The organism is Nocardia tenerifensis NBRC 101015, assembly GCF_000308715.1.
GTDB classification, from domain to species: Bacteria; Actinomycetota; Actinomycetes; order Mycobacteriales; family Mycobacteriaceae; genus Nocardia; species Nocardia tenerifensis.
Genome location: NZ_BAGH01000159.1, coordinates 1 through 19257, shown reverse-complemented (window position 1 = coordinate 19257; position 19257 = coordinate 1). Strand labels below are relative to the sequence as shown.

Annotated in this window: 26 protein-coding genes; 19 read left to right on the top strand and 7 right to left on the bottom strand. The window is 66.6% G+C overall.

Annotated elements, in window-relative coordinates:
• From ON39_RS12620 to ON39_RS12595, 6 genes are all read left to right on the top strand, one after another.
• The coding region (locus tag ON39_RS12620; protein WP_040733882.1) for a LysR substrate-binding domain-containing protein at positions 1 to 517 on the top strand (517 nt) is incomplete at its 5' end.
• A 175-nt stretch (positions 518 to 692) separates the two neighbouring features.
• The gene (locus ON39_RS12615; protein ID WP_174412522.1) at positions 693 to 1259 is read left to right on the top strand and encodes a hypothetical protein; all 567 of its coding nucleotides are present in this window, start codon (positions 693 to 695) and stop codon (positions 1257 to 1259) included.
• A 238-nt stretch (positions 1260 to 1497) separates the two neighbouring features.
• Positions 1498 to 1701, top strand: coding sequence for a hypothetical protein (locus ON39_RS12610; protein WP_146251346.1), 204 nt, complete (start codon positions 1498 to 1500; stop codon positions 1699 to 1701).
• 93 nt (positions 1702 to 1794) lie between these two features.
• Positions 1795 to 2004 (top strand): 2OG-Fe dioxygenase family protein, encoded by a 210-nt coding sequence (locus ON39_RS12605; protein ID WP_040733875.1) that lies wholly within the window; start codon positions 1795 to 1797, stop codon positions 2002 to 2004.
• A gap of 172 nt (positions 2005 to 2176) precedes the next feature.
• Positions 2177 to 2362, top strand: a complete 186-nt coding sequence (locus ON39_RS12600) for a hypothetical protein (protein WP_146251347.1) — start codon at positions 2177 to 2179, stop codon at positions 2360 to 2362.
• A gap of 45 nt (positions 2363 to 2407) precedes the next feature.
• Positions 2408 to 2740, top strand: coding sequence for a hypothetical protein (locus ON39_RS12595; RefSeq protein WP_146251348.1), 333 nt, complete (start codon positions 2408 to 2410; stop codon positions 2738 to 2740).
• A gap of 74 nt (positions 2741 to 2814) precedes the next feature.
• On the opposite strand, the gene ON39_RS12590 is transcribed toward ON39_RS12595, so the two are convergent.
• Entirely contained in the window at positions 2815 to 3360 is a 546-nt protein-coding gene (locus ON39_RS12590) for an EF-hand domain-containing protein (RefSeq protein ID WP_040733893.1), read from the bottom strand.
• 611 nt (positions 3361 to 3971) lie between these two features.
• Here ON39_RS12590 and ON39_RS12585 point away from each other — a divergent pair.
• Positions 3972 to 4565 (top strand): hypothetical protein, encoded by a 594-nt coding sequence (locus tag ON39_RS12585; protein ID WP_040733871.1) that lies wholly within the window; start codon positions 3972 to 3974, stop codon positions 4563 to 4565.
• Positions 4566 to 4773: 208 nt separating this feature from the next.
• Here the strand turns inward: ON39_RS12585 and ON39_RS48715 are convergent, their stop codons facing one another.
• Positions 4774 to 5223 (bottom strand): hypothetical protein, encoded by a 450-nt coding sequence (locus tag ON39_RS48715; protein ID WP_040733869.1) that lies wholly within the window; start codon positions 5221 to 5223, stop codon positions 4774 to 4776.
• Between the two features lie 44 nt (positions 5224 to 5267).
• Between ON39_RS48715 and ON39_RS47235 the strand changes: the two genes are divergently transcribed.
• The 9 genes from ON39_RS47235 (at position 5268) to ON39_RS12535 (ending at position 10564) form a co-directional block, all read left to right on the top strand.
• Entirely contained in the window at positions 5268 to 5585 is a 318-nt protein-coding gene (locus ON39_RS47235; protein ID WP_157195450.1) for a WXG100 family type VII secretion target, read from the top strand.
• A gap of 5 nt (positions 5586 to 5590) precedes the next feature.
• On the top strand, positions 5591 to 5884 hold the full coding sequence (locus ON39_RS12570) for a WXG100 family type VII secretion target (RefSeq protein ID WP_040733863.1): 294 nt from the start codon (positions 5591 to 5593) through the stop codon (positions 5882 to 5884).
• 3 nt (positions 5885 to 5887) lie between these two features.
• Positions 5888 to 6490: a hypothetical protein gene (locus ON39_RS12565; protein ID WP_040733859.1), complete on the top strand. Its 603-nt coding sequence runs from the start codon at positions 5888 to 5890 to the stop codon at positions 6488 to 6490.
• A 5-nt stretch (positions 6491 to 6495) separates the two neighbouring features.
• On the top strand, positions 6496 to 6819 hold the full coding sequence (locus tag ON39_RS48710; protein WP_040733857.1) for a hypothetical protein: 324 nt from the start codon (positions 6496 to 6498) through the stop codon (positions 6817 to 6819).
• Between the two features lie 5 nt (positions 6820 to 6824).
• Positions 6825 to 7886 carry a putative toxin gene (locus ON39_RS12555; RefSeq protein ID WP_157195449.1) on the top strand — a complete coding sequence of 354 codons (1062 nt, stop codon included), beginning with the start codon at positions 6825 to 6827 and terminating at the stop codon, positions 7884 to 7886.
• Complete coding sequence (locus ON39_RS48705; protein ID WP_051186544.1) at positions 7883 to 8575, top strand: HEAT repeat domain-containing protein; 693 nt, start codon at positions 7883 to 7885, stop codon at positions 8573 to 8575. The genes ON39_RS12555 and ON39_RS48705 overlap by 4 nt, the downstream gene beginning before the upstream one ends.
• Positions 8572 to 9036: a YbaB/EbfC family nucleoid-associated protein gene (locus tag ON39_RS48700; protein WP_040733851.1), complete on the top strand. Its 465-nt coding sequence runs from the start codon at positions 8572 to 8574 to the stop codon at positions 9034 to 9036. Before ON39_RS48705 ends, ON39_RS48700 begins: the two co-directional genes overlap by 4 nt.
• A 247-nt stretch (positions 9037 to 9283) precedes the next feature.
• Positions 9284 to 9538, top strand: a complete 255-nt coding sequence (locus ON39_RS50050) for a hypothetical protein (protein ID WP_146251351.1) — start codon at positions 9284 to 9286, stop codon at positions 9536 to 9538.
• A gap of 36 nt (positions 9539 to 9574) precedes the next feature.
• Positions 9575 to 10564: an alpha/beta hydrolase family protein gene (locus ON39_RS12535; protein WP_146251352.1), complete on the top strand. Its 990-nt coding sequence runs from the start codon at positions 9575 to 9577 to the stop codon at positions 10562 to 10564.
• A gap of 427 nt (positions 10565 to 10991) precedes the next feature.
• Here ON39_RS12535 and ON39_RS12530 read toward each other — a convergent pair whose 3' ends face one another.
• Positions 10992 to 11483, bottom strand: a complete 492-nt coding sequence (locus ON39_RS12530; RefSeq protein WP_040733845.1) for a pyridoxamine 5'-phosphate oxidase family protein — start codon at positions 11481 to 11483, stop codon at positions 10992 to 10994.
• A 63-nt stretch (positions 11484 to 11546) separates the two neighbouring features.
• On the opposite strand from ON39_RS12530, the gene ON39_RS12525 reads away from it, so the two are divergent.
• Complete coding sequence (locus tag ON39_RS12525) at positions 11547 to 12518, top strand: helix-turn-helix transcriptional regulator (RefSeq protein ID WP_040733836.1); 972 nt, start codon at positions 11547 to 11549, stop codon at positions 12516 to 12518.
• 73 nt (positions 12519 to 12591) lie between these two features.
• Here ON39_RS12525 and ON39_RS12520 read toward each other — a convergent pair whose 3' ends face one another.
• Genes ON39_RS12520 through ON39_RS12505 form a run of 4 tightly spaced genes read right to left on the bottom strand, consistent with a single transcriptional unit; the run spans position 12592 to position 17608 of the window.
• Positions 12592 to 14055 (bottom strand): GntP family permease, encoded by a 1464-nt coding sequence (locus ON39_RS12520; RefSeq protein ID WP_040733834.1) that lies wholly within the window; start codon positions 14053 to 14055, stop codon positions 12592 to 12594.
• Between the two features lie 10 nt (positions 14056 to 14065).
• Positions 14066 to 14674 (bottom strand): bifunctional 4-hydroxy-2-oxoglutarate aldolase/2-dehydro-3-deoxy-phosphogluconate aldolase, encoded by a 609-nt coding sequence (locus tag ON39_RS12515; protein ID WP_085998165.1) that lies wholly within the window; start codon positions 14672 to 14674, stop codon positions 14066 to 14068.
• 5 nt (positions 14675 to 14679) lie between these two features.
• Positions 14680 to 16293, bottom strand: a complete 1614-nt coding sequence (locus ON39_RS12510) for an N-acyl-D-amino-acid deacylase family protein (protein ID WP_040733826.1) — start codon at positions 16291 to 16293, stop codon at positions 14680 to 14682.
• Positions 16294 to 16306: 13 nt separating this feature from the next.
• Complete coding sequence (locus ON39_RS12505) at positions 16307 to 17608, bottom strand: type III PLP-dependent enzyme domain-containing protein (RefSeq protein WP_051186542.1); 1302 nt, start codon at positions 17606 to 17608, stop codon at positions 16307 to 16309.
• Positions 17609 to 17745: 137 nt separating this feature from the next.
• Between ON39_RS12505 and ON39_RS12500 the strand changes: the two genes are divergently transcribed.
• Positions 17746 to 18780, top strand: a complete 1035-nt coding sequence (locus ON39_RS12500) for a sugar kinase (protein ID WP_051186547.1) — start codon at positions 17746 to 17748, stop codon at positions 18778 to 18780.
• Positions 18781 to 18808: 28 nt separating this feature from the next.
• Positions 18809 to 19257, top strand: a 449-nt coding sequence (locus ON39_RS12495) for an IclR family transcriptional regulator (protein WP_040733883.1), incomplete at its 3' end; no start/stop codon positions are given.

Here is a 19257-nt window from a genome sequence, read left to right as displayed (position 1 = left end):
AGTGCCGACGGCGATTTCGGAGCTGGTGTCCACGGGCGTCGCGGATGTCGGGATCGGGCCGCGGCCGTCACACTGGGACGGTCGGACAGAGGTGATCGGGCGCGAGGAGATCGTCGCCGCGCTGGCCGTCGCGGACGGTGACGCCCCGCTGACCCTCGCCGACATCGCCGCCGAACCGGTCGTCCACTATCACCCGGACAACGGGCTCGGCGCCTGGCTGGACGACCTCGCCGCCACGAACGGTTTCACCCTCACCGCCGCCACCCGCACCAGGCAGGCGAGCACCGCGGCACAGCTCGCCGCGGCGGGGCTCGGCACCGCCCTCGTACCGACCACGGCGTTGACCGCGACCTTTCCCGGCGCTGTCCGCAGTCTCCACCCACCGGTCTTCCGAGACGTCGTCTGTCTGACCACCGCTCCGAATGACCCACTGGTGCAACAGTTTCAAAGCGAGGTTCGCCGACGAGGAGTACCGGTACCCGCTGCCATCGCCACCCAACTCACACCGCACCGCTGACCAAGGCGTCACGTTTCGCGTGCGGTCATGGGGGTGGCGGCCCTGTTGCCGCCCTTGGTCACCGGACGCGGTCAGTTGCCGACATCCGGAGCCCAGCGCGGGGCCGACCGCGTAGAACACGGCGTATCTCGAGGTCATCCCGCCATGCTTGTGAAGTGCTTCTAGGATGCTCGGCGTGTCTCTCTGCATCGCCGATCTCCTCGGCTACACCGAACGCGACCTCGACGACGACCTGGCGCGCTGGTTCCCCGCCGCGCCGCCGGTTCAAGTCCCGGCCGAAACACGTTCGGTGACAACGTTTCTCTCTCGCCTCGCCCCGGCCGATGCCGCGGCATTGAGCGCGCTCGACCGTCGCGTGCGCTCGGGTCTGCTGCCGCAGTTCCTCGACATCTTCGACTGGTCCTACGGCTTCGATTTCGCCGGAAACGACTGCGGCATCCTCGATTCGGACTACACGACCGAGCTGACCGACGACGATGTCTATTCGATCGGCGCCGACGGCGGCGGCAACCTGTACGTGGTGCTCACCAATGGTCAAGTGGCCGTGTGGTTTCACGAGGAGGAGGTGGTCGAGGGCGGCACCCGCTTCGACAACCTCGACGTCTTCCTCTGGTCCTACGTGCGCTACCAAGCGGTCCGCGCCGGACAACTGGCGCGCTCAGCGGTCGAGGGAGATTTCCTCGCACTCGGTCAAGACGGTGCGCTCGAGCCCGAACTGGGCTTGCTGCGGCTCATGAAATAGCGAAGATCAGCCCACGCCCATCCACGCCGTGCCATAACCGCTGCCGCCACCCAGTTGCGCCGAGAGGTTCACTGGACCCTCGATGCCCACCATGCGCCCATTCTGATCGTAATGAACACCGTTGCAAGCCAACGGATTTCAACGACCAGGTTATCCGCGCCGACCACCCTGGCAGGATTCAGAAATGCGTTCTATCATCGGTTCCGTCGACGGCGGATGAGCGAAAGAAGTGGCCGAATTGGCTGATGAACAGGTGGACCCGACGGTGGACCAAGACGACTACGACGTCAACTTGGAGGAACCCGTCATCGACTCCGCTGTGCCGACCACTTGGCAGGAATTCGCCGAGGATGCCCGGACCGGACAGTCCAGCAACGTCGCGCACGTGGCGACAGAGGGGTTCAGCGTCACTCTTCCAGGGGCGGCCCGCCTCATCGAGTAGACATTGTCACTCGCGTTGGATCGCCATGCCGGCCGCATGGGGCGGGATTTCGATCTGCCGCGCTTCTCCTAGGTAACGCACTATTGAGAGCCGATGCCGGATGCTCGGTGCGCCACACTGGTCTCGTCGCTACTGATCGCTCGCCGCAACGCGACCGGAGACGAGACCACGGTGTGCGACCCCGACGGGCGACCTTCGCTGACCGCAACCTCGGACGAGCCTGGCACATTGCTGCTCGGCGACGATCGGCGCACGCTGCACGATGTGTCCCCGGTGCGTGTGCTCACTTTGGCGACGAGTTGATCGACCTACCCAGCACTCGGTTACCGACACGACACGATGGAAAGCCCTGCCAGCCAACTCATATGGACGGTTGGCCAACGCGTGCCCCGCGGCATTTCCCGGCCATCCTGAGGGATGATCGGTTCCTCAACCGCCGATAGCCCGGACGGAAAACCGCGTTGAAGGAGTGCAGATGGCAGACATGACGATGACCTGGGAGCTTGCTCTCGATCATCTCGCGGACACCGTGATCGAAGCGTTCGCGGAAGTCGCCCGGCAACACGGCGATGCCGGCTATTTGCAGAAGTGGTGCGCGCCCTTCCCGCATGCCGCACTTCAGGCGCTTGTCGAGGTACACCGCCGGGCGCGGCGTAACTGAAATGACGGCTTGTACGCGATTACCGCCGACGGCAACATCGTTGTGTTGAACCCTCATCAGTACAACTTCGAGATGCGGGTCGATGTCGAATTGTGCGACCGCCCAAAGCATTCGGAACGGGCGGGTTGGCAGGTGGTCATCGATGAGACCACCACGAGAGATGACCGAGGAGAGCTGTTGATCTCCTCGGCCACCAGCACTTCCGACATTCCGATATCGATCGCGCCCGGTTCCTATCACATCGAAATCAGGGGGCGCGGACTACAATTCGCTGACCAGCCCGACTCGACCTCTCCCGGCGATGTGTGGCGGATGCAGGTGTGGCCCGCCGACGGGAACGCCGAGGCGAGCTATCCGCCGCAGCAGCGTTGGCCGTGATCCGGTCGTCACCATGAGGTGCGCCGTCGGGCAGAACGGCCAGGACCAGGAACGGGCTGGTCACCCAGCGCTGGTCAGCTGAGCGGACCCAATAGCCAGTTCCCCGGCGCGTTTTCGTCGTCGCTGAGGTAGAACTCGGTGATGGCGGTGCGGAATTCTTGGTAGCTGAGCGAGCCGTCGCCGTCGCGGTCCAAGCGGCGGAACGCATCGCTGGAATGGGCCGGGTCGATGCCGAGGCCGTCGTACATCCGGACGTACTCGTCGAAGCTGAGCGAGCCGTCGCCGTTGGTGTCCACGATGCGCATGAAAGCGTCCGCGATGGAAAGGACGGCGTCTTCGAAGTTTTCCGGTGCGGTCACACTCGACTCCATGACCTGGATGAACTCTTGCCGATCGAGTTTTCCGTCGCCGTCGCTGTCACCGCCGGCCAGGAGCAGGCTCCACCATTTATCGAACGCGTCGTGCAGCGCCTTCGCGTTCTCCGGGGCGTCCCCGCCCGGTAGAGCCGTGAACAACGCGACCATCTGCTGGAAATCATCCCCGGAGAGGTAGCCGTCCCGACCTTGATCGAACCAGTCGAAAACCGTGTTGAACTTCCGATTCTTCGCACTATCTGCCATGAGTCTGTCCTTCACGCTGACCGAGTTCACCCCGGTCGTGGATCGCCAGGTTGTAGCAGTGGGCACTGACCCGAGCGGGCGCAGACACCCGTCGCAGGACCGAAGAGTCGCGGCCCTACCGAAGAACAACTCAATTGTCCGCCTGAACCTGCTGTGGCGGTGGCGTTTTCATGAGCCGGGCCGGTCCGGGCAAGCCTGCTCGGCGTGTCGACCGCCGTGTCGAGCACGTCACGGATCAGCGATAGGCCGAACAATCTGCCGCTGACGCTGATTCAGCAACCACTCCGCTGATCAAGGCTGCCTGCCACGTCACCCGACTATCGTCCCGGCTGTCCGCAGTTCACGCCACCGTTTCAGCGGTGATGTGTACGGCGCATCGATCTTTCGCAGGCCCGCGCTGATCGCTTCGAACCGCGCGGTCGCGGCGATAACGTGCGGTGGTTTGTCATGAAACAGATGACGCCTCAACGAGATCGGGATCGGCGGACGACGTCGATAGGCTGGCGGTCAGTTCGGCTACTGGGAACCGAAGGCCGATGCACGAGTTAGGTTGACCGTTGGCGAAGCAGACGACTGACGAGACAGTTCCCGCACCGAATGGGCAAGGGCACGTGACGGATAAGGTGCCGCGCCTACGGCGGATCGTCTGGCTGCTCGCGGTCGCCGCGCTGTTGACGATCGACCTCGCGGCGGTTGCCGCAATCTACCAGTCGGGCCGCTTCTATCGGTTTCAGGAGATCCCCGGCTGGGCTATACCGGTGTGCTGGATCGCGACGGCGGCACTGCTCGTCCTTGCACCGAGGATGGGTTGGCGGCGCACCCGGGACCGGCTCGTGCCCGCCGCCATCCTGGTGCTGGCGCTGCTGCCCGTCCTCCCGCTGATGATGATGTGGGTGGTCTTCGGTTCGAGCGACAGCAAGCCCGTGGTCGTCGCGGTGAGCACCGATGGTCGCTACGATGCCGTCACGCACGAGGTGGACGCCATGATCGACACCCTTTGCGCCGTCAGGCTGCGGGAGCGCGGCGGCCTGTTCAGCAGGCAGACCGAGGTGTGGACGGCACCGGAAAGCCAGCGATGTCCGAAAAGTGTGTCCTTCACGGGACAAGACACGATCAGCATCATCGACGCCCGTGGCCGGGAACTCACTGCGCACTTCGACGCCGACCGGATGGAGGTAGTGCAACTCGTGCAGCCAACGTCTTGACTGATGCGACACATTCACAGCCAGGCCGTCCGCGCCACGACGGGCAACACCAACCAGCGGGTGCCGGAATGGCCGAGCCCACGCGTCAGGTTGGCGCCGATCTCGCCACCGCGTTGGCTAGGCGATCGGCAGGAAGCGTAACCCGTTCGAGGACAACAGATTCCACGCGGCGGATGGGCGGCGACTCGATGCGTGCCGTCAAGTAGGGCTACTCCGCGGCACCCGCTCGGGCACGCCACAACCGGCGGCCGGCCGCGGTGGCGTTCGCGCGGTTCATGTCGATGTCGAGTGTGTCGTCGGACAGGCGGTACGGGACGACGATGTCGATCGACTGCCCTTCGCAATGCTCGAGGGCGACCTTGATGGCGTCGCCGCGGACCGGCGCCACCGCGTCGACAGCGAAGACGGTCGCGCGCGCCCGCAGTTCGGCGCCGTCGCCGGGCAGCTCGAGCCGGGCGCGGAGGGCGTCCTCGGTCGTGGCCGCGCCCGGCTCGCCCAGCGCGCGCAACGTACGCGCGCCGCTCACATCGACCACCAGCATGAACGGTGCGAAAGTCCCGTATTCGCCCAATGTGTCGGCGGCCGCGCCTATACTCGCCTCGAACAGTGTGTCGAGGTCGTCGCGGGCTTGCGGGGAGGCCGAATCTCGCCAATCCAACTGTTCGCTCCAGGGGATTTGTTGCTTATGCGGGGAGGCAGAGCATGGCACACCAGATCTTACAGGTAGGACTTGCCCAGTTACGGCGTGGGGCAAGCCGATTCGCCGAACATCATGGCGACCTGTCCGGCGTGATGGCCGACATCCACCGCGGCCACGACCGGTTGCAGGACACGTGGTCCGGAGCGTCGGCCGACGCGATCCACGAGGTGTGGGACGCCCTGCATCCCCGGGTCCGGGCCCATATCGACCGAATCACCACCCATGCGGAGCACCTGAACTCGGCCGCGACCACCTACCAGAGCATCGATTCCGACAACGCGTCGGACATCGGCGGCACTGCGGCACAGCGGAAGGTGTAGCGACAATGGCGCACCGATACGACCTCACCGAAATGGACCGATTCGTCACCGATTTGGACGGGCACATCCAGCGGCTGGAAGACATGCGCGCGGCCGTCGGGCAGTCCGCCGCCGAAATCAAACCCCATTTCATCGGGGCGGGCGGCGACGGCTTCGACACCGCCCACGCCGATTGGCAAGCCGAATGGGGCGGGCACCTCGACCAATTGCGCGCATTGCGCAAGCAGGTGCACGCCGCCAAGGCCAATTACGCCGAGGCCGAGCGGCTCAATCGCGAGATGTTCGGCTTCGCGGGTTAGCCGATGAGCGCCCGGCATATCGCGGCATTCACGCTATTGGTCGTCGTAAGCGGGTGCGGAGGATCGAATGACAGCCCGATTCCGGAGCAGACGAGCCAGATCGCGTACTCCTGCGATGCGGCGAAGCCGAGCGGGCAGGTGTTCGTCCGGGAACCCAGCGGGCGTCAACCTTTTCCGATCGCGCTGCCGCGCCTGGACGGCTGGGCGGTGAATCCGGTGTCGACCGGCGAACTTTCGGTGGTGCGCCGCGACGGCGGCCAGTTCGCCCTGGTTTCGGCGATTGCCGGTGCGGCGCCACACGACGACGACGAGACGAACGCGAACTATCTGGCCGGGCTCGCCGGTGTTCCGAACACCCAGGGGTGGCACCGGCGAACCAGCGTGCGCGCCCAGGTGTGCGGGCATCGCGCCGTCGCCGTCGACGGCGAGTTCCAGCAGCCGTATCTGTACAAATCGGAATCCTTTCTGGGACTTGTCGTTCCGTGCGGTGCGACGACCGCCACGGTTCAGCTGTCCGGTCTGGTGCACGGCGCGACCGCCGCGTTCGACGACGAGATCGCGACGATTATGCGGAATCTCCAAGTCGGGACCTGTGTGAAGGAATAGACGTCATGACGACAGTGCATCCCGAATGGTATTGGGACGTCGCACGCCAGTTGGGTGCTCTGAGCACGAGACTGGAGCAGAAGGTCCGCGAGCTCGACGGAGGTCTCGACGTGTCCCGGTCGGCCGGCGCGCACTCCACCGCCGGAACCGGTTGGGCCGCTGCCTATTCCCAGTCCGCCGCGGACGTCTTCGAGCTCAGCTCGCTCAGCGCCATCGCGGCGGGCAACTTCGCGAAGATGGTGCATGCCGCCGGCGTCAACCACGCCGAGGCGGAGAACAAGAACGCACCGGGCAAATCACAGATTCCATCCCGCCCGCGCCGCAGGTGACCAGCTTGCAATATTCGCTGCATCCGACCAGGTTGTGCAACGGCGGCATCGGCGATCTGCCCGACCGGTGGTATCTGATCGAAGGGCGTCATAAAAAGGCTTGGGCCGACTGCGATACCGGCAAGATCGAGCAGGCGAGCCAGATGTTCGGCAAGTTCAGCACCGACTTCAAGAACGTCCAGCTGAAATGCCCGAACAATCCGGACGAGCCGGAAGATGTGCCGATGATCCGGGCGGCGGCCGGTAGCTTGCTGACCGCGCTCGACGACGTCTCGGCGTTCTCCGATTATCTCAGCAAGGCGTGCCACGAGGTCGCGGACAAGTCGAATATCGAACGGGAGACGATCAAAACGGTCCTGTTCTACTGTGAGTTGACTGTCAACACATGGAAGATCACTCGATCGGCGCCGACCGTGAAGTGGTTCGTGAAGAAATTGATCGACGCGTACATCGAGGAGCTGCAGAACCGGGCGGGGCGCGATGTCGATACTTTGCTGACGGAACTGGACGGATTCGTCGACGGCGCGATTCAGCAGACCGGCGGTTCGATGGCGGGCGCGACCGGAGACGTGCAGCTATATCTGGCGCCGCTGCTGGGACGGTATGCGCGCCAAGGCTATCCGACGAGCGGACGCAACCTCTTCGACAACATTCGGGCCGGGCGCGACGGTGAGGCGCGCGCCGGACTCGATCCCACCTTGCCCAAGCGTGCGGTGTACGTCAACGGGCGCACGCGGATTCCCGACCGGATCGACGATGTGAACCGGCAGGTCACGGAGGTCAAGAACACCAACGACACGCAACGGTCGGCGCAGCAGATCCACGACGAAGCCGATTGGGCGGCGCAAAATGGATACACCATGACCCTGATCGTCGATCACCGCACGCAACTGGCGCCAGACACGCAGCAGCTGGTCAACGAAGGCAAAGTCACCGTCATTCGCGAGGAACTCGACGACAACCTCCCGAAGGGACAATCGCCTGCGCCGTTCATTCCCAAACCGGGTTGGGGTCCGCCGCGGACCAACACGGATCCGCGCGGCTCGACGGGGGTGCCGGTGCCATGAGTTTCGAATACGCACGAATGCCGAAGGACGACAACTGGCTCGACGAGCTGCCCGCGGGCTACCGCGACGGCCAGAACGGATTCGACCTGCGGATCGCCAGGGAGCTCGCCGAAGTGGGCGTGCGTTGCTACACCCTGGACGATCTGGCGAACGGACTGCGGACGATCCCGCCGGCGATTCCCATCTTCGTCGATTGGCTCGAACATCTCGATGAGCGCATTCCCGGTCCCGAAACCCATCACAAATGGGCCATCCGCACCGGGTTGATCCGCAACCTCATCGACCCGGCGGCCAAGCGCAACCGGCGTGCGATCGAGGTGTTGTTCCGCGAGATCGAACGCACCGATGTGCCGCTGCAACCGCACGTCGAATTCTGGGCGGCGCAAGCCCTGGAGACCATTGCCGAGCGCGGCGACTACGACCGCATGGTGCGTTTACTGCACACCCTGCCCAATACCGCGTCGAAGGTGCCTATCCTGCGTTTTCTTGGTCGGTTCAACACCGAGGAGGCGCGCGAGCTGGTGCTGCCGTATGTAGCCGATCCGATCACCAGGGGGCCGGCGATCAGGGCGTTGGGCCGATTCAAGAACCCGGCGGATCGCACCCTGATCGAGCAGTACGCGGGGGACCCGAACAGTCAGGTGCGCACGGCCGTCAAGGCGGCCCTCGGGAAGATTCCGATCCGATGACCCCCGACTACTCCGGGTTCGGACAGGGGGCAGAGCTGCTGAACCGGCTCGCAGAGCAGGCGCGCACCCTGTCGGAGATGGTCGAGGAGATCGAGGCGCTCGAGGCCGAGGTCACCGACGACCGGCACGCGGTCACCGTGCGCTGCACCGCGGGCGGGGTCGTCGAAGCCGTGACGATTCATGCCGCGGCGCGCACGCTGAGCAATCAGGCGCTCGGCGAGCTGATCACGGCGACAACGAATTTCGCGTTCGCTCGAGCGCAAGCCGCTGCGGCCGCCCGCGCCGGCGATTACCACGCCGCACAACGGGAGATCAATGAGCAACTGCGGCGCCACGATCCGGCCGCGGCCGCGGCGCTCACCGAATTCACGGCCAAGATCAGTGGACCTCCGGCTTCCGTCACCTCCGATGAGCAGGACGACGAGCCGCGGCGCCGCGGGCCGACCGTCTTCGACGACTAGCCAGGTCGCGGGGCTGCTCCGCGATCCCATGGCCGGGTGGGCCCCGTCCGGTAGACCGCAAGAAATTGACCCAGCTCACCACTTCGAAGACCGCGAAACACGGGCGCTTGTCCGTTGGACGCCCGCAACCTCAAAGCTGTATCGCCACGCGAGCAGGCCGGGCCAATCGGTGGCCGACGATAACATCGGCGGCCATTATCACTCCTGAGGGTGATTGACTGGATGCGGTGTCGGCGAGCAGCTTTCGATGATGATGTTATTGCCGTCTTCGCGGAAACTCCGCGTGCCCAGCCGAAGATTCGAGGCGACGCTCGTTGCGGGCTTGCTGGTCGGAATCTCCATCCTCTCGACCGCATGCGAGAGCATGCCGGACTCGAGCAGTGCGCCATCCCGGGATGGCGATCGCGGTCGGATTGTGAGCGCTGAACACCTGCGCGCCTTCACCGCCGAAGAGGTGAAGGGGGAGCTGGAGCGCGACAGATTCGACACGGGCACAGTATGATTCGGCGTCGATACGTATCGGCTGGTGTATCGGCTGGTGTATCGGACGATCGATCCGGACGGTCATGCCACGACCGCGAGTGGGTTACTCGCGTTGCCGGACAACGGCGAGCACGATCTGAAGGCGGTGGCCTTCGCACACGGCACCATGGCTGACAAAGCCGACGCGCCTTCGGTTTCCGAACACGGGAGCGAGCTTGCCGCGACAATCACCTACGCCAGTGCGGGGTTCGCCGGTGTCACCCCCGACTACCTCGGGCTGGGGCTCGGTCCGGGTCCGCATCCCTACAGTGATGTGCCGTCCGAGACCACCGCCTACCTGGATATGTTGCGGGCGGCGCGCGCGTACTCCGCCGGTATCGAACGGCAGCTCAGCCGCGAGGTCTATATCACCGGGTTCTCCCAGGGCGGCCCGGCGGCCATGAATTTGGCTCGAACGCTCCGAGGCGACGCCGACGACTGGTTCCGCGCCGCCGCGGTTGCCGCGATCAGCGGCCCGTTCGACATTCAGGCCACCGAACTGCCTGCGCTACTCAACAATTCGCTCGACCCGACCTCGGCAGTCTTCTACATCGCTTACTTCCTGGTTGCCTGGAATCGTCTGCACAACCTGTATCAGTCACCGGGCGAGGTATTTCAGGCACCGTACGACACCACCGTCACGGACCTGTTCGACGGCTCGCACGGCCTACGGGATATCGTCGGAAGTCTCCCGGCAAGCATCGACGGACTGCTGACCCCACATGCCCTGGATATGCTGCGTAACCCCGTCGGCAGCTTCGCCACCGCGCTCCGCGTAGCCGACGACACCTGCCGTGATTGGACGCCGGGGATACCGATCCGGCTGTACACGAGCGGAAAAGACCGCGACGTCGTCGCCGGTAACAGCGTCCGCTGTCAGGCTCTGTTGCGCGACCGTGGTGTCGATGCGTCGATCATCGATGTCGGCGAGGTCAACCACCTGGATTCCAACAGATCCGGAACCGCCGCCGCAGCGCGCTGGTTCCTCGAATCACACCCATCCTGAATTCGGCCTGGACGCACGCCCGAACACGTTGCCCTACAAACATTTTACGCGTACCGCTAACGCGTGGCATGCTGTGTGACAATGCGTTGCGCGCTCCGCGACGACGCCGTAGTGCTCATCGGCACGCGATGATGGCCGGATCGTCCTGGTAGGCACGACATGTCGCGCGGCGATCCGGCGGCGGATCTCGTCCCACGACATGGGAAGAGGCGGTGAAGAGTACGGCATCACGCAGCATCTTTCGTTTGCGCGCGACGGTCGACCTGTCCGGCTCCGCACCCGCGTATGCCTAGATGGTGGACTTGTCGCCCCATGCCTAGATGGTGGACTTGTCGCCCCATAAGGGCTGTGTTGTCGGCGGCCGATATGGTTCCGCTCGACCCCTCGATCCGGGCGGCGACCATGTCGGGCGTGAGGCGATAAGGGATCAGTGTTTTTGGACGACGCGCTCCCCCTGGCCCGGCTTCCAGATGGTGATGTTCAGGTGGTCGCCGGCTACTTCCACGGTGGAGGCGCTGGTCAGGTCGGCGGTGTAGAAGTGGTCGAATTCTTGGCCGCGGATGTCGAAGCCGATGTCGTCGAAGAGTTTCTGGGCGAAGCGGGCGTGGACGGTTTTGTCGGCGACGTCTACGACTGTGCCGAAGAGTTTGGCGTCGCCGTCGCTGACCTGCGTGTCGACGGTGGCGGTGTGCAGGCAGAAGCGCGGGTCGCGGGCCAGGTCGCGGAATTTGGTGGTGCCGGGCATGCCGGCGATGACGAGCATGCCCTCGAAGACGCGCGGCTCGATGGGACTGATCCTGGGGAACCCGTCCGAGCGGAGGGTGCCGAGCATGCAGAGGTTGCTGGTGGCGGTGTGCCTGCGCAGAAAGAGGTCGGAGATGTGCGGGGCTTCGGCGGTGAACTCGCTCCAAGTGGTCATAGTGCCGACGATACGACCAATTGTTGACATCTTTCGTCAACTTTCCCGGCTAATCTCGACCATATGCGAGCGAGTCGACTGGTGCAGTTGCTGCTGATCCTGCAAACGCGCGGACGGTCGACGGCAGGCGAGCTGGCCAGGGAGCTGGAGGTCTCGGTGCGCACGGTGTACCGGGACGTCGAGGCGCTGTCCGCGGCGGGCGTTCCGGTCTACAGCGAGCCCGGCCGGACGGGCGGCGTGCAGCTGGTCGACGGGTACCGGACCCGGCTGACGGGCCTGACCACGGATGAGGCCGACGCCGTACTACTGGCCGGTTTGCCCGGCGCCGCAGCAGATCTCGGCCTCGGCACGGTGCTGGCCACCGCGCAGCTCAAGGTGCTCGCCGCGCTGCCGCCCGAATTGCGTGGCCGGGCAACCAAAGTCGCCGAACGGGTGCACATCGACGCGCCGGGTTGGTACCACCGACCCGACGAGACGCCGACGCTGAACACGGTCGCCGACGCGCTCTGGCACGACCGAAAGCTGCGGGTGCGCTACGGCCGCAAGGACAAGGTGGTCGACCGCACCCTCGACCCGCTCGGTCTGGTCATGAAGGCGGGCACGTGGTATCTCGTGGCGCGCCACGGAACGGCGGTGCGCTCCTACCGGGTCGGCCGAATCGTCTCCGCCGAGCCGACGGGGGAAACCTTCAGCAGGCCAGCGGATTTCGACCTGGCGGACCATTGGTCCACTGCCGCGGACGATTTCGCGCGGTCGATGCTGCGGGTGCGCGCCCGCTGTCGCATCGCGGCCACCCACCTGCGGATGCTGCGGTTGACGAACGAACCCGCCGCGGTCGCCGAGGCGCTGGCCTCGGCGAGCGAACCGGATGCCGACGGGTGGGTCGAGCTGACCCTGCCCTCGGAGTCGTACGAGGTGCTCGCCCACGGCCTCATGGAGTTCGGCGAGTACGCCGAGGTGCTCGACCCACCCGAGCTCCGGGCGCGCATGGCGCAGACTGCGGCCAGGATGCACGCGCTGTACCACCCACACTGAACACATCGATGCGGGACCGGGCCGGCGACACACCTCGTTCGTGTGTCACCGGCGATCCGGTCCCGCGCCGATGTCAGCTGACGATGGCGAACAGAATGGCCGCCACCGCGAAACTCACTACGGAGAGCACGGTTTCGAGCACGGTCCACGTTTGCAGCGTCTGCTTCACGGTCATGTTGAAGAACTTCGCGATGATCCAGAACCCGCCGTCGTTGACGTGGCTGAGGATGATCGAACCGGCGGCGATGGCCATGGCGATCAACGCGATCGACATCTGCGAGTAGCCGTGGTCGATCACGAGCGGGGCGACGATGCCGCCGGTGGTGACGATGGCGACGGTGGCCGACCCCTGAGCGATGCGCAGGCCACAGCTGATGATGTAGGCCAGGACGATCACCGGCAGCCCGGCCGCCGACATGGTGTCGGCGAGCGCGGTGCCGATTCCGGTGGCGGAGATGACCTTTCCGAAGAAGGCGCCCGCGCCGACGACCAGCAGCAGCATGCCGACCGGACGCAGCGATTCGGCGGTGAGCTCGCTGAGCTCCTGCACCGTGGACCCGCGACGCACGCCGAGCACGTAGAACGCGATGAGCACCGCGATGAGCAGCGCGACCGCGGGCGTGCCGAAGAACGTCAGCACCTGCAGCAGCTGAGAGTTCTTGTCCAGCAGCTGAGTACCGAAGGTGGCGCCGAGGATCAGCACGAGCGGGATGGCGATGATCGCGCCGATCAGCCCGACCGACGGCGGGGTCGCCGTCACGGTCTTGGTGGCGACCCCGCCCGAGCCGTCGGAGACCCGCTCCCCCTCATCGGGAGCGGGTTCCGTCTCCTCGTCCTTGCGCACGAGGAACTCGTCGGGCACCTCGACGTGGATGCGCTTGCCGATGTAGCTGCCCCACACGATGCCCGCGGCGATGAAACCCGGTATGCCGCAGACGAATCCCATCAGGATCAGCCAGCCGAGGCTGACCCCGAGCAGTCCGCCGAGCGCCACCGGACCGGGGTGCGGGGGCAGGAACGCGTGGGTCATGGACAGACCGGCCAGCATCGGCATGGCGTACAGCACGAGCGAGCGCCCGCCGCGCTTGGCGGCCACGTAGATCAGCGGCGCGAGCACGAAGATGCCGATGTCGAAGAACACCGGAATGCCGAAGATGAGCCCGAGCAGGCCCATAGCGACCGGAGCGCCCTTCTCGCCGAACAGGTTCAGCAGCTTGCCGGTCAGAACGTCGGCGCCGCCGGAGCGTTCGAGGATCGCGCCGAGCACCGTGCCGAGGCCGATGATCACCGCGATATGGCCGAGGATGCCACCGAATCCGGTCTCCAGGATGGAGTCACCGGCCTTGATCGCCGTGCCGACGATCTTCGACACCGGCAGGCCGGCGGCGAGCGCCAGCGCTAGGCCGGTGAGCAGCAGCGCGATGAACGGCTCCAGCTTGACCTTGATGATCGCGAACAGCAGGACAGCGATCGCGAGCCCACAGAGCACTAACAGCCCCGGGGTGGTGGTGCGCAGCCAATCTACGGTGGCGCCCATGATGGACCTCTCAATTCATGGATCGAACGAACGATGCCGCACGCGAAGCGATTTCGGACCAGCGGCCCGCAGCGACATCGGAAGGGGCGACGACGTCGGTTCCGGCCGTGACGGCGACTGCGCCGGCGGCGAGGAACTCGGCGGCGTTACCCGCGTTGACGCCTCCCGAGGGGATGAGCGCCACGTCAGGGAACGGACCACGCAGGTCCTTCAGGTAGCCGGGCCCTAAAGCCCTGGCGGGGAAGATCTTTACGGCGGCCGCGCCGAGATCCAGCGCGGTGAGCACCTCGCTGGGCGTGAAAGCGCCCATCACGACCGGAATGTCGTGCTGGGCGGCCACCTCGGCGACCTCTCCGCGCAGTCCGGGCGTGACCAGGAACTGCGCACCGTTGTCGATGGCGGCCTTGGCCTGTTCGCCGGTGAGCACGGTGCCGACGCCGAGCACGGCGCCCTCGGCCGCCCGCGCCGCGGCGAGACAACCGAGCACGCCCGGCGTCGTGAAGGTCAGCTCCAGCGCGCGAATCCCGGACGACGCGAGCGCTTCGGCGAGCGCGACGGGATCGGGGATCTGCGGGGCGCGAACCACGCTCAGCACGCGGTCGGCGCGGATCACCTCCATGGCGTTCACACTGTCTCCTTTCGGGAGGCGTCCATGCGCAGCGCACGGCCGGCGAGTGTTCCGGTGGGCGCGCCGTTTTCGATGGCGAACGCGCCGTTGACGAGCACGTGCCGGATGCCGCGCGCCTGCTGTTTGGGGTTGTCGAAGGTCGCGGTGTCCTCGACGGTGGCGGGGTCGAACACCACGAGATCCGCCGCGTATCCGGCGAATACCCGACCGCGGTCGCGCAGCCGCAGCCGCTCGGCGGGCCTGCCGGTCAGATGGTGCACGCAATCCTCCAGTTCGAGCACGCCGAGTTCGCGGACGTAGTGACCGAGGTAACGCGGGAAGGTGCCCCAGGCGCGCGGATGTGGGCGCGCCGGGGCGAGCAGCGCGTCGCTGCCGCCCATGTGCCCGGGGTCCACCATGATCGCGCGCACGTTCTCCTCGTGCCCGACGTGCTGCAGAATGCTGGTCGCCAGCTGGTCGCGGCGCAGCAGATCGAAGAACACCTCGACCGGTGCGATGCCGCGCTCGGCCGCGATCTCGTCCACCCGCTTGCCGACGTACTCGTCCAGGGCCGCGTTGGCTACGCCGCTGATCTGGATGGTCTCCCACTCGACGGTCACGCCGTGACAGCCATCGGAGCCGTTCACGTTGACGTCCACGGCGATTCGCGCCCGCGTCGCGGGGTCGTCGAGGCGGGCGAGCGCCGCGTCGGGTCCGCCGGACATGGCCCAGCTCGGCAGGAGCGCCGAGAGTGTCGTCGCGCCGGGCAGATACGGGTACGTGTCGAGGGTGATGTCGCAGCCGTCGGCTCTGGCGGCCTCGATCAGCGCGAGGAACTCCGGTGCGCGGCCGCGGTTCACGTGGAAGTTCATGGTGGCGTGGGTGAGATGCAAAGCGCAACCGGTGGATCGGGCCAGGCCGATCATCTCCGCGTACGCCTCGAGCGCGCCCGCGCCGTAGGAGCGGGTGTGCGGCGCGTAGAACCCGCCGTACTCGGCGACCACCTCGCACAGCGCCGCCAATTCGCCGGTGTCGGCGTACATTCCGGGCGTGTAGGTGAGCCCGCTGGACATCCCGACGGCGCCCTCACGCAGGCCCTGCGCGAGCAGTTCCCGCATGCGGCCGATCTCCTCCGGCGTCGCCGGGCGCTGTTCCGCGCCGACCACCAGCAGCCGCAGCGTGCCCTGCGGCACGAGATAGGCGGCGTTGGGCGTGATTCCGCGATCGAGCCGATCCAGGTACTCGCCGACGCTGCGCCAGGAGAAGTCGAGATCTTCGGGATTGCCGTTCCACCCGGCGATCTGGCGGCGCACCACCGCGAGGGTGGCGTCGTCGATCGGGGCGTAGGACAGCCCGTCCTGCCCGATCACCTCGGTGGTGATGCCCTGGCTGATCTTCGGGAAGTGGCCGGGCTCGGTGAGCAGGTGCAGGTCCGAGTGGGCGTGCATGTCGATGAAGCCGGGGCACAGCACGGCGCCGGGTTCGGCGTCGATGACGCGGTCGGCGGCGGCGATGCCGCCCGGATCGGCGATGCGGGCGATGCGACCCTGCTCGACGAGCACGTCGCCGCGGAAGCGCGGCGCGCCGGTGCCGTCGATGATGTCGATATCGCGAAAGAGTAAGTCGGTCATGGTCTTCGGCTCGTCAGAAGAACGTGTGCAGTAGGTCGACGACGCGCGGCGACGGTGCGTCCGCGTCATCGATCACGGGAATGAGCCGCCACTTGTCGAAGGCGGTGCACGGGTGCGACAGGCCGAGCCGCACCACCGCGCCGATCGGCAGCTCGGTGCCCTCCGGCAGCCGAAGGAAGGTGTGCTGATCGTTGAGCGCGGAGACCGTGGCCGAGTCGAGCGCTGAGTCCTGCTGTCCGGCAACGCGTTGCGGCACCGGCAGTCCCTCGTCGTAGGGCAGGTCACGCTTGCCCGCGTCGAGCAGCGCCAGCTCCGGCTCGGGGCGGGAGATCGCGCGCGCCCAGCCGTGCATGGCCGAGCGCAGCGGTTTTTCGCTGCGCGACGCGGCGAACGGGGAGATGCCCGCGTAGAAACCGTCGTCGTGGATGAGGTACGCCCCGGCGCGCAGCACGACCGAGGTCGGAACACCCTGCGCGCCTTGCTCGTCGGCGAGGCCGGCCAGCCGCTCGACCACGAGGTCGGGGTAGGCGCTGCCGCCCGCGGTCACGATGGTGCCGCCGGAATACCTTCCGGCGTCGGCGAGTTCGCGGTGCAGGCGGGCGAGCTCGTCCAGGTAGTGCCGCACCGTGTCGGTGGCCTCGGCCGAGCGATCGTGTGCGAGCGCGCCCTCATAACCGCCGACACCCGCGAGGGTGAGGCGATGCGCGTCGGTCACCGCGGCCGCGACGGCGTGCGCCTGCTCGACGGTGCGGGCGCCAGTACGGCCGTGCGCCCCACCGAGTTCCACCAGAACACGGACCTTCGCGTCGCCGGGCGCGGAACGCAGGTGCTCGTCCATCAGCGCGACCGTCTCGAGGCTGTCGGCCCAGCAGACGAACTCGAAGTCCGGGTCTTTCGCCGATTCCGCTGCGACCCAGTGCAATCCGACGGGGTCGACGAGCGCGTTGGCCAGCAGTATCTGGCCGACGCCGAACGAACGCGCCACCTGAACCTGCCAGATGGTGGCCAGCGTGATGCCCCAGCAACCCGCGGCCAGCTGCCGCGCCCACAGCTGAGGCGACATGGTGGTCTTGCCGTGCGGCGCGAGTTGCACGCCCGCGGCGCTCGCCCAGTCGGCCATGAGGGCGATGTTCGCCTCGACGGCCGACTGGTCGATCGTGAGCAGCGGCGTCTCGAACTGTTCGAGACTCGGTGCGGTGGCGAGGAATTCGCGCACGGTGCGGCCCCAGGCGGCGGGCGGCAGCCCCTTGTGCTCAGGGCCTAACACCCGGTCTCCGAGTCCTGCTACGACGTCGTCGTCGATCGCCACCGGCATTTCCTTCCCAGCTCATTCGCCGCTAATTACATAGCGCATTGCTATTGCGCATATTGCAATGCTTGTTGCGCATCGTGTTTCGTGTGGTTATTCTGCACGGGATGGCCGATGGCCGCAAGCACAGGAAGGAGATCGGTGTGACGTGGCCTACGTCGACCCGCTCACGGGCGGTAACCGTCGGCGAGGGACTCGCGGTGCTGGTAGCGCAGCCGGGACCGCTGGAGGAGTCGGAGATCTTCGAACGGACCGCGGGTGGGGCGGAGGCGAACGTGGCCACCGTGCTGCGGCAGCTCGGCGTCGACACCGCGTGGCTGTCGCGAGTGGGTGACGACGGTTTCGGCCGATATCTGCTCGCGCACCTCGCGGAGCGGGGCGTCGACGTGTCGGCGGTCGTCACCGACCCCGGACGGCCGACGGCGGTGTATGTCAAGGAGCGCGGGAGCGGCTCGGGCAAGGCCACCGACCTGGCCGACCGGGCGAGTCGCATGCTGTATTACCGGACCGGATCGGCGGCCAGCGCGCTCTCCCCCGCCGACCTCGCGGCGCCCGCGGCCGCGCGACTGCTCGCCGAGTGCGAGCTGATCCACTTCACCGGGATCACCACCGCGCTGTCGGAGTCGGCGACCGCGCTCACCGAGGCGCTGCTCGCCCTCCCCCGCGACGGCAGGCTGCTCAGTTTCGACCTGAACTTCCGGCCCGCGCTGTGGGCGGGCCGCGTGGGTCTGGCCGCCGACGTGCTCGCGCGCCACGTGCGCGGGTGCGACGTGGTCTTCCTCGGCGCCGATGAGGCGGGCGCGGTGTTCGGCACCGACGACGCCGACGAATTACGCGCGCTGTTCCCCGAACCCGCGCACCTGATCGTCAAGAACGACGCGCACACGGTCACCGGATTCGCCGGCGCCCAGCGCGTCGAGGTGCCCGCGCTCGGGCTGGAGATCACCGAACGCATCGGCGCGGGAGACGCTTTCGCGGGCGGCTACCTCGCAGCCCTGCTGCACGGGCGCCCCCTGGTGCAGCGGCTGCGGTTCGGGCATCTCTGCGCCGCCGCGGCACTGACCGGAACCGGCGACGGCGCGGTGCTTCCCGCTCCGGCGATACTGGAGCGGCTGGCGTCCGTGGACGAAAACGCCTGGGCCCAGCTGTATTACAACGAACAGAACGTGGCCTCATGAGCCACCTTGGAGTCAGCGAGTCACAGTCATGAGTCAGAGTTTGTCGCGTGCGTTGACCATTCTCGTTGCGCTCGGCGAGGATTCGCGGTCGCTGGACCAACTGGCGACCCAGCTCGGCGTGCACAAGTCCACGGTCCTGCGGCTGTTGCAGACGATGGAGGCCCAGCGGTTCGTCACCCACGACAACCAGCACCGCTACGTGCTCGGATCGCGGCTGTTCGAACTGGCCAACCGCACACTGGAGCAGCGCGACGTGCGCACCCTCGCGCGGCCGCATCTGAGCGCGTTGAACGCCGATACGAGGCAGACGATCCACCTCGCCACCTATGAGTCCGGCGACGTCATCTACATCGACAAGCTCGACGCGACCCAGAGCGTGCGGATGTACTCGCGGATCGGGCGCCCGGCGCCGCTGCACTGCACCGCAGTCGGCAAGGTGCTCGTCTCGGCGCTGCCCCGCTCGGAGTGGCGGGGCAT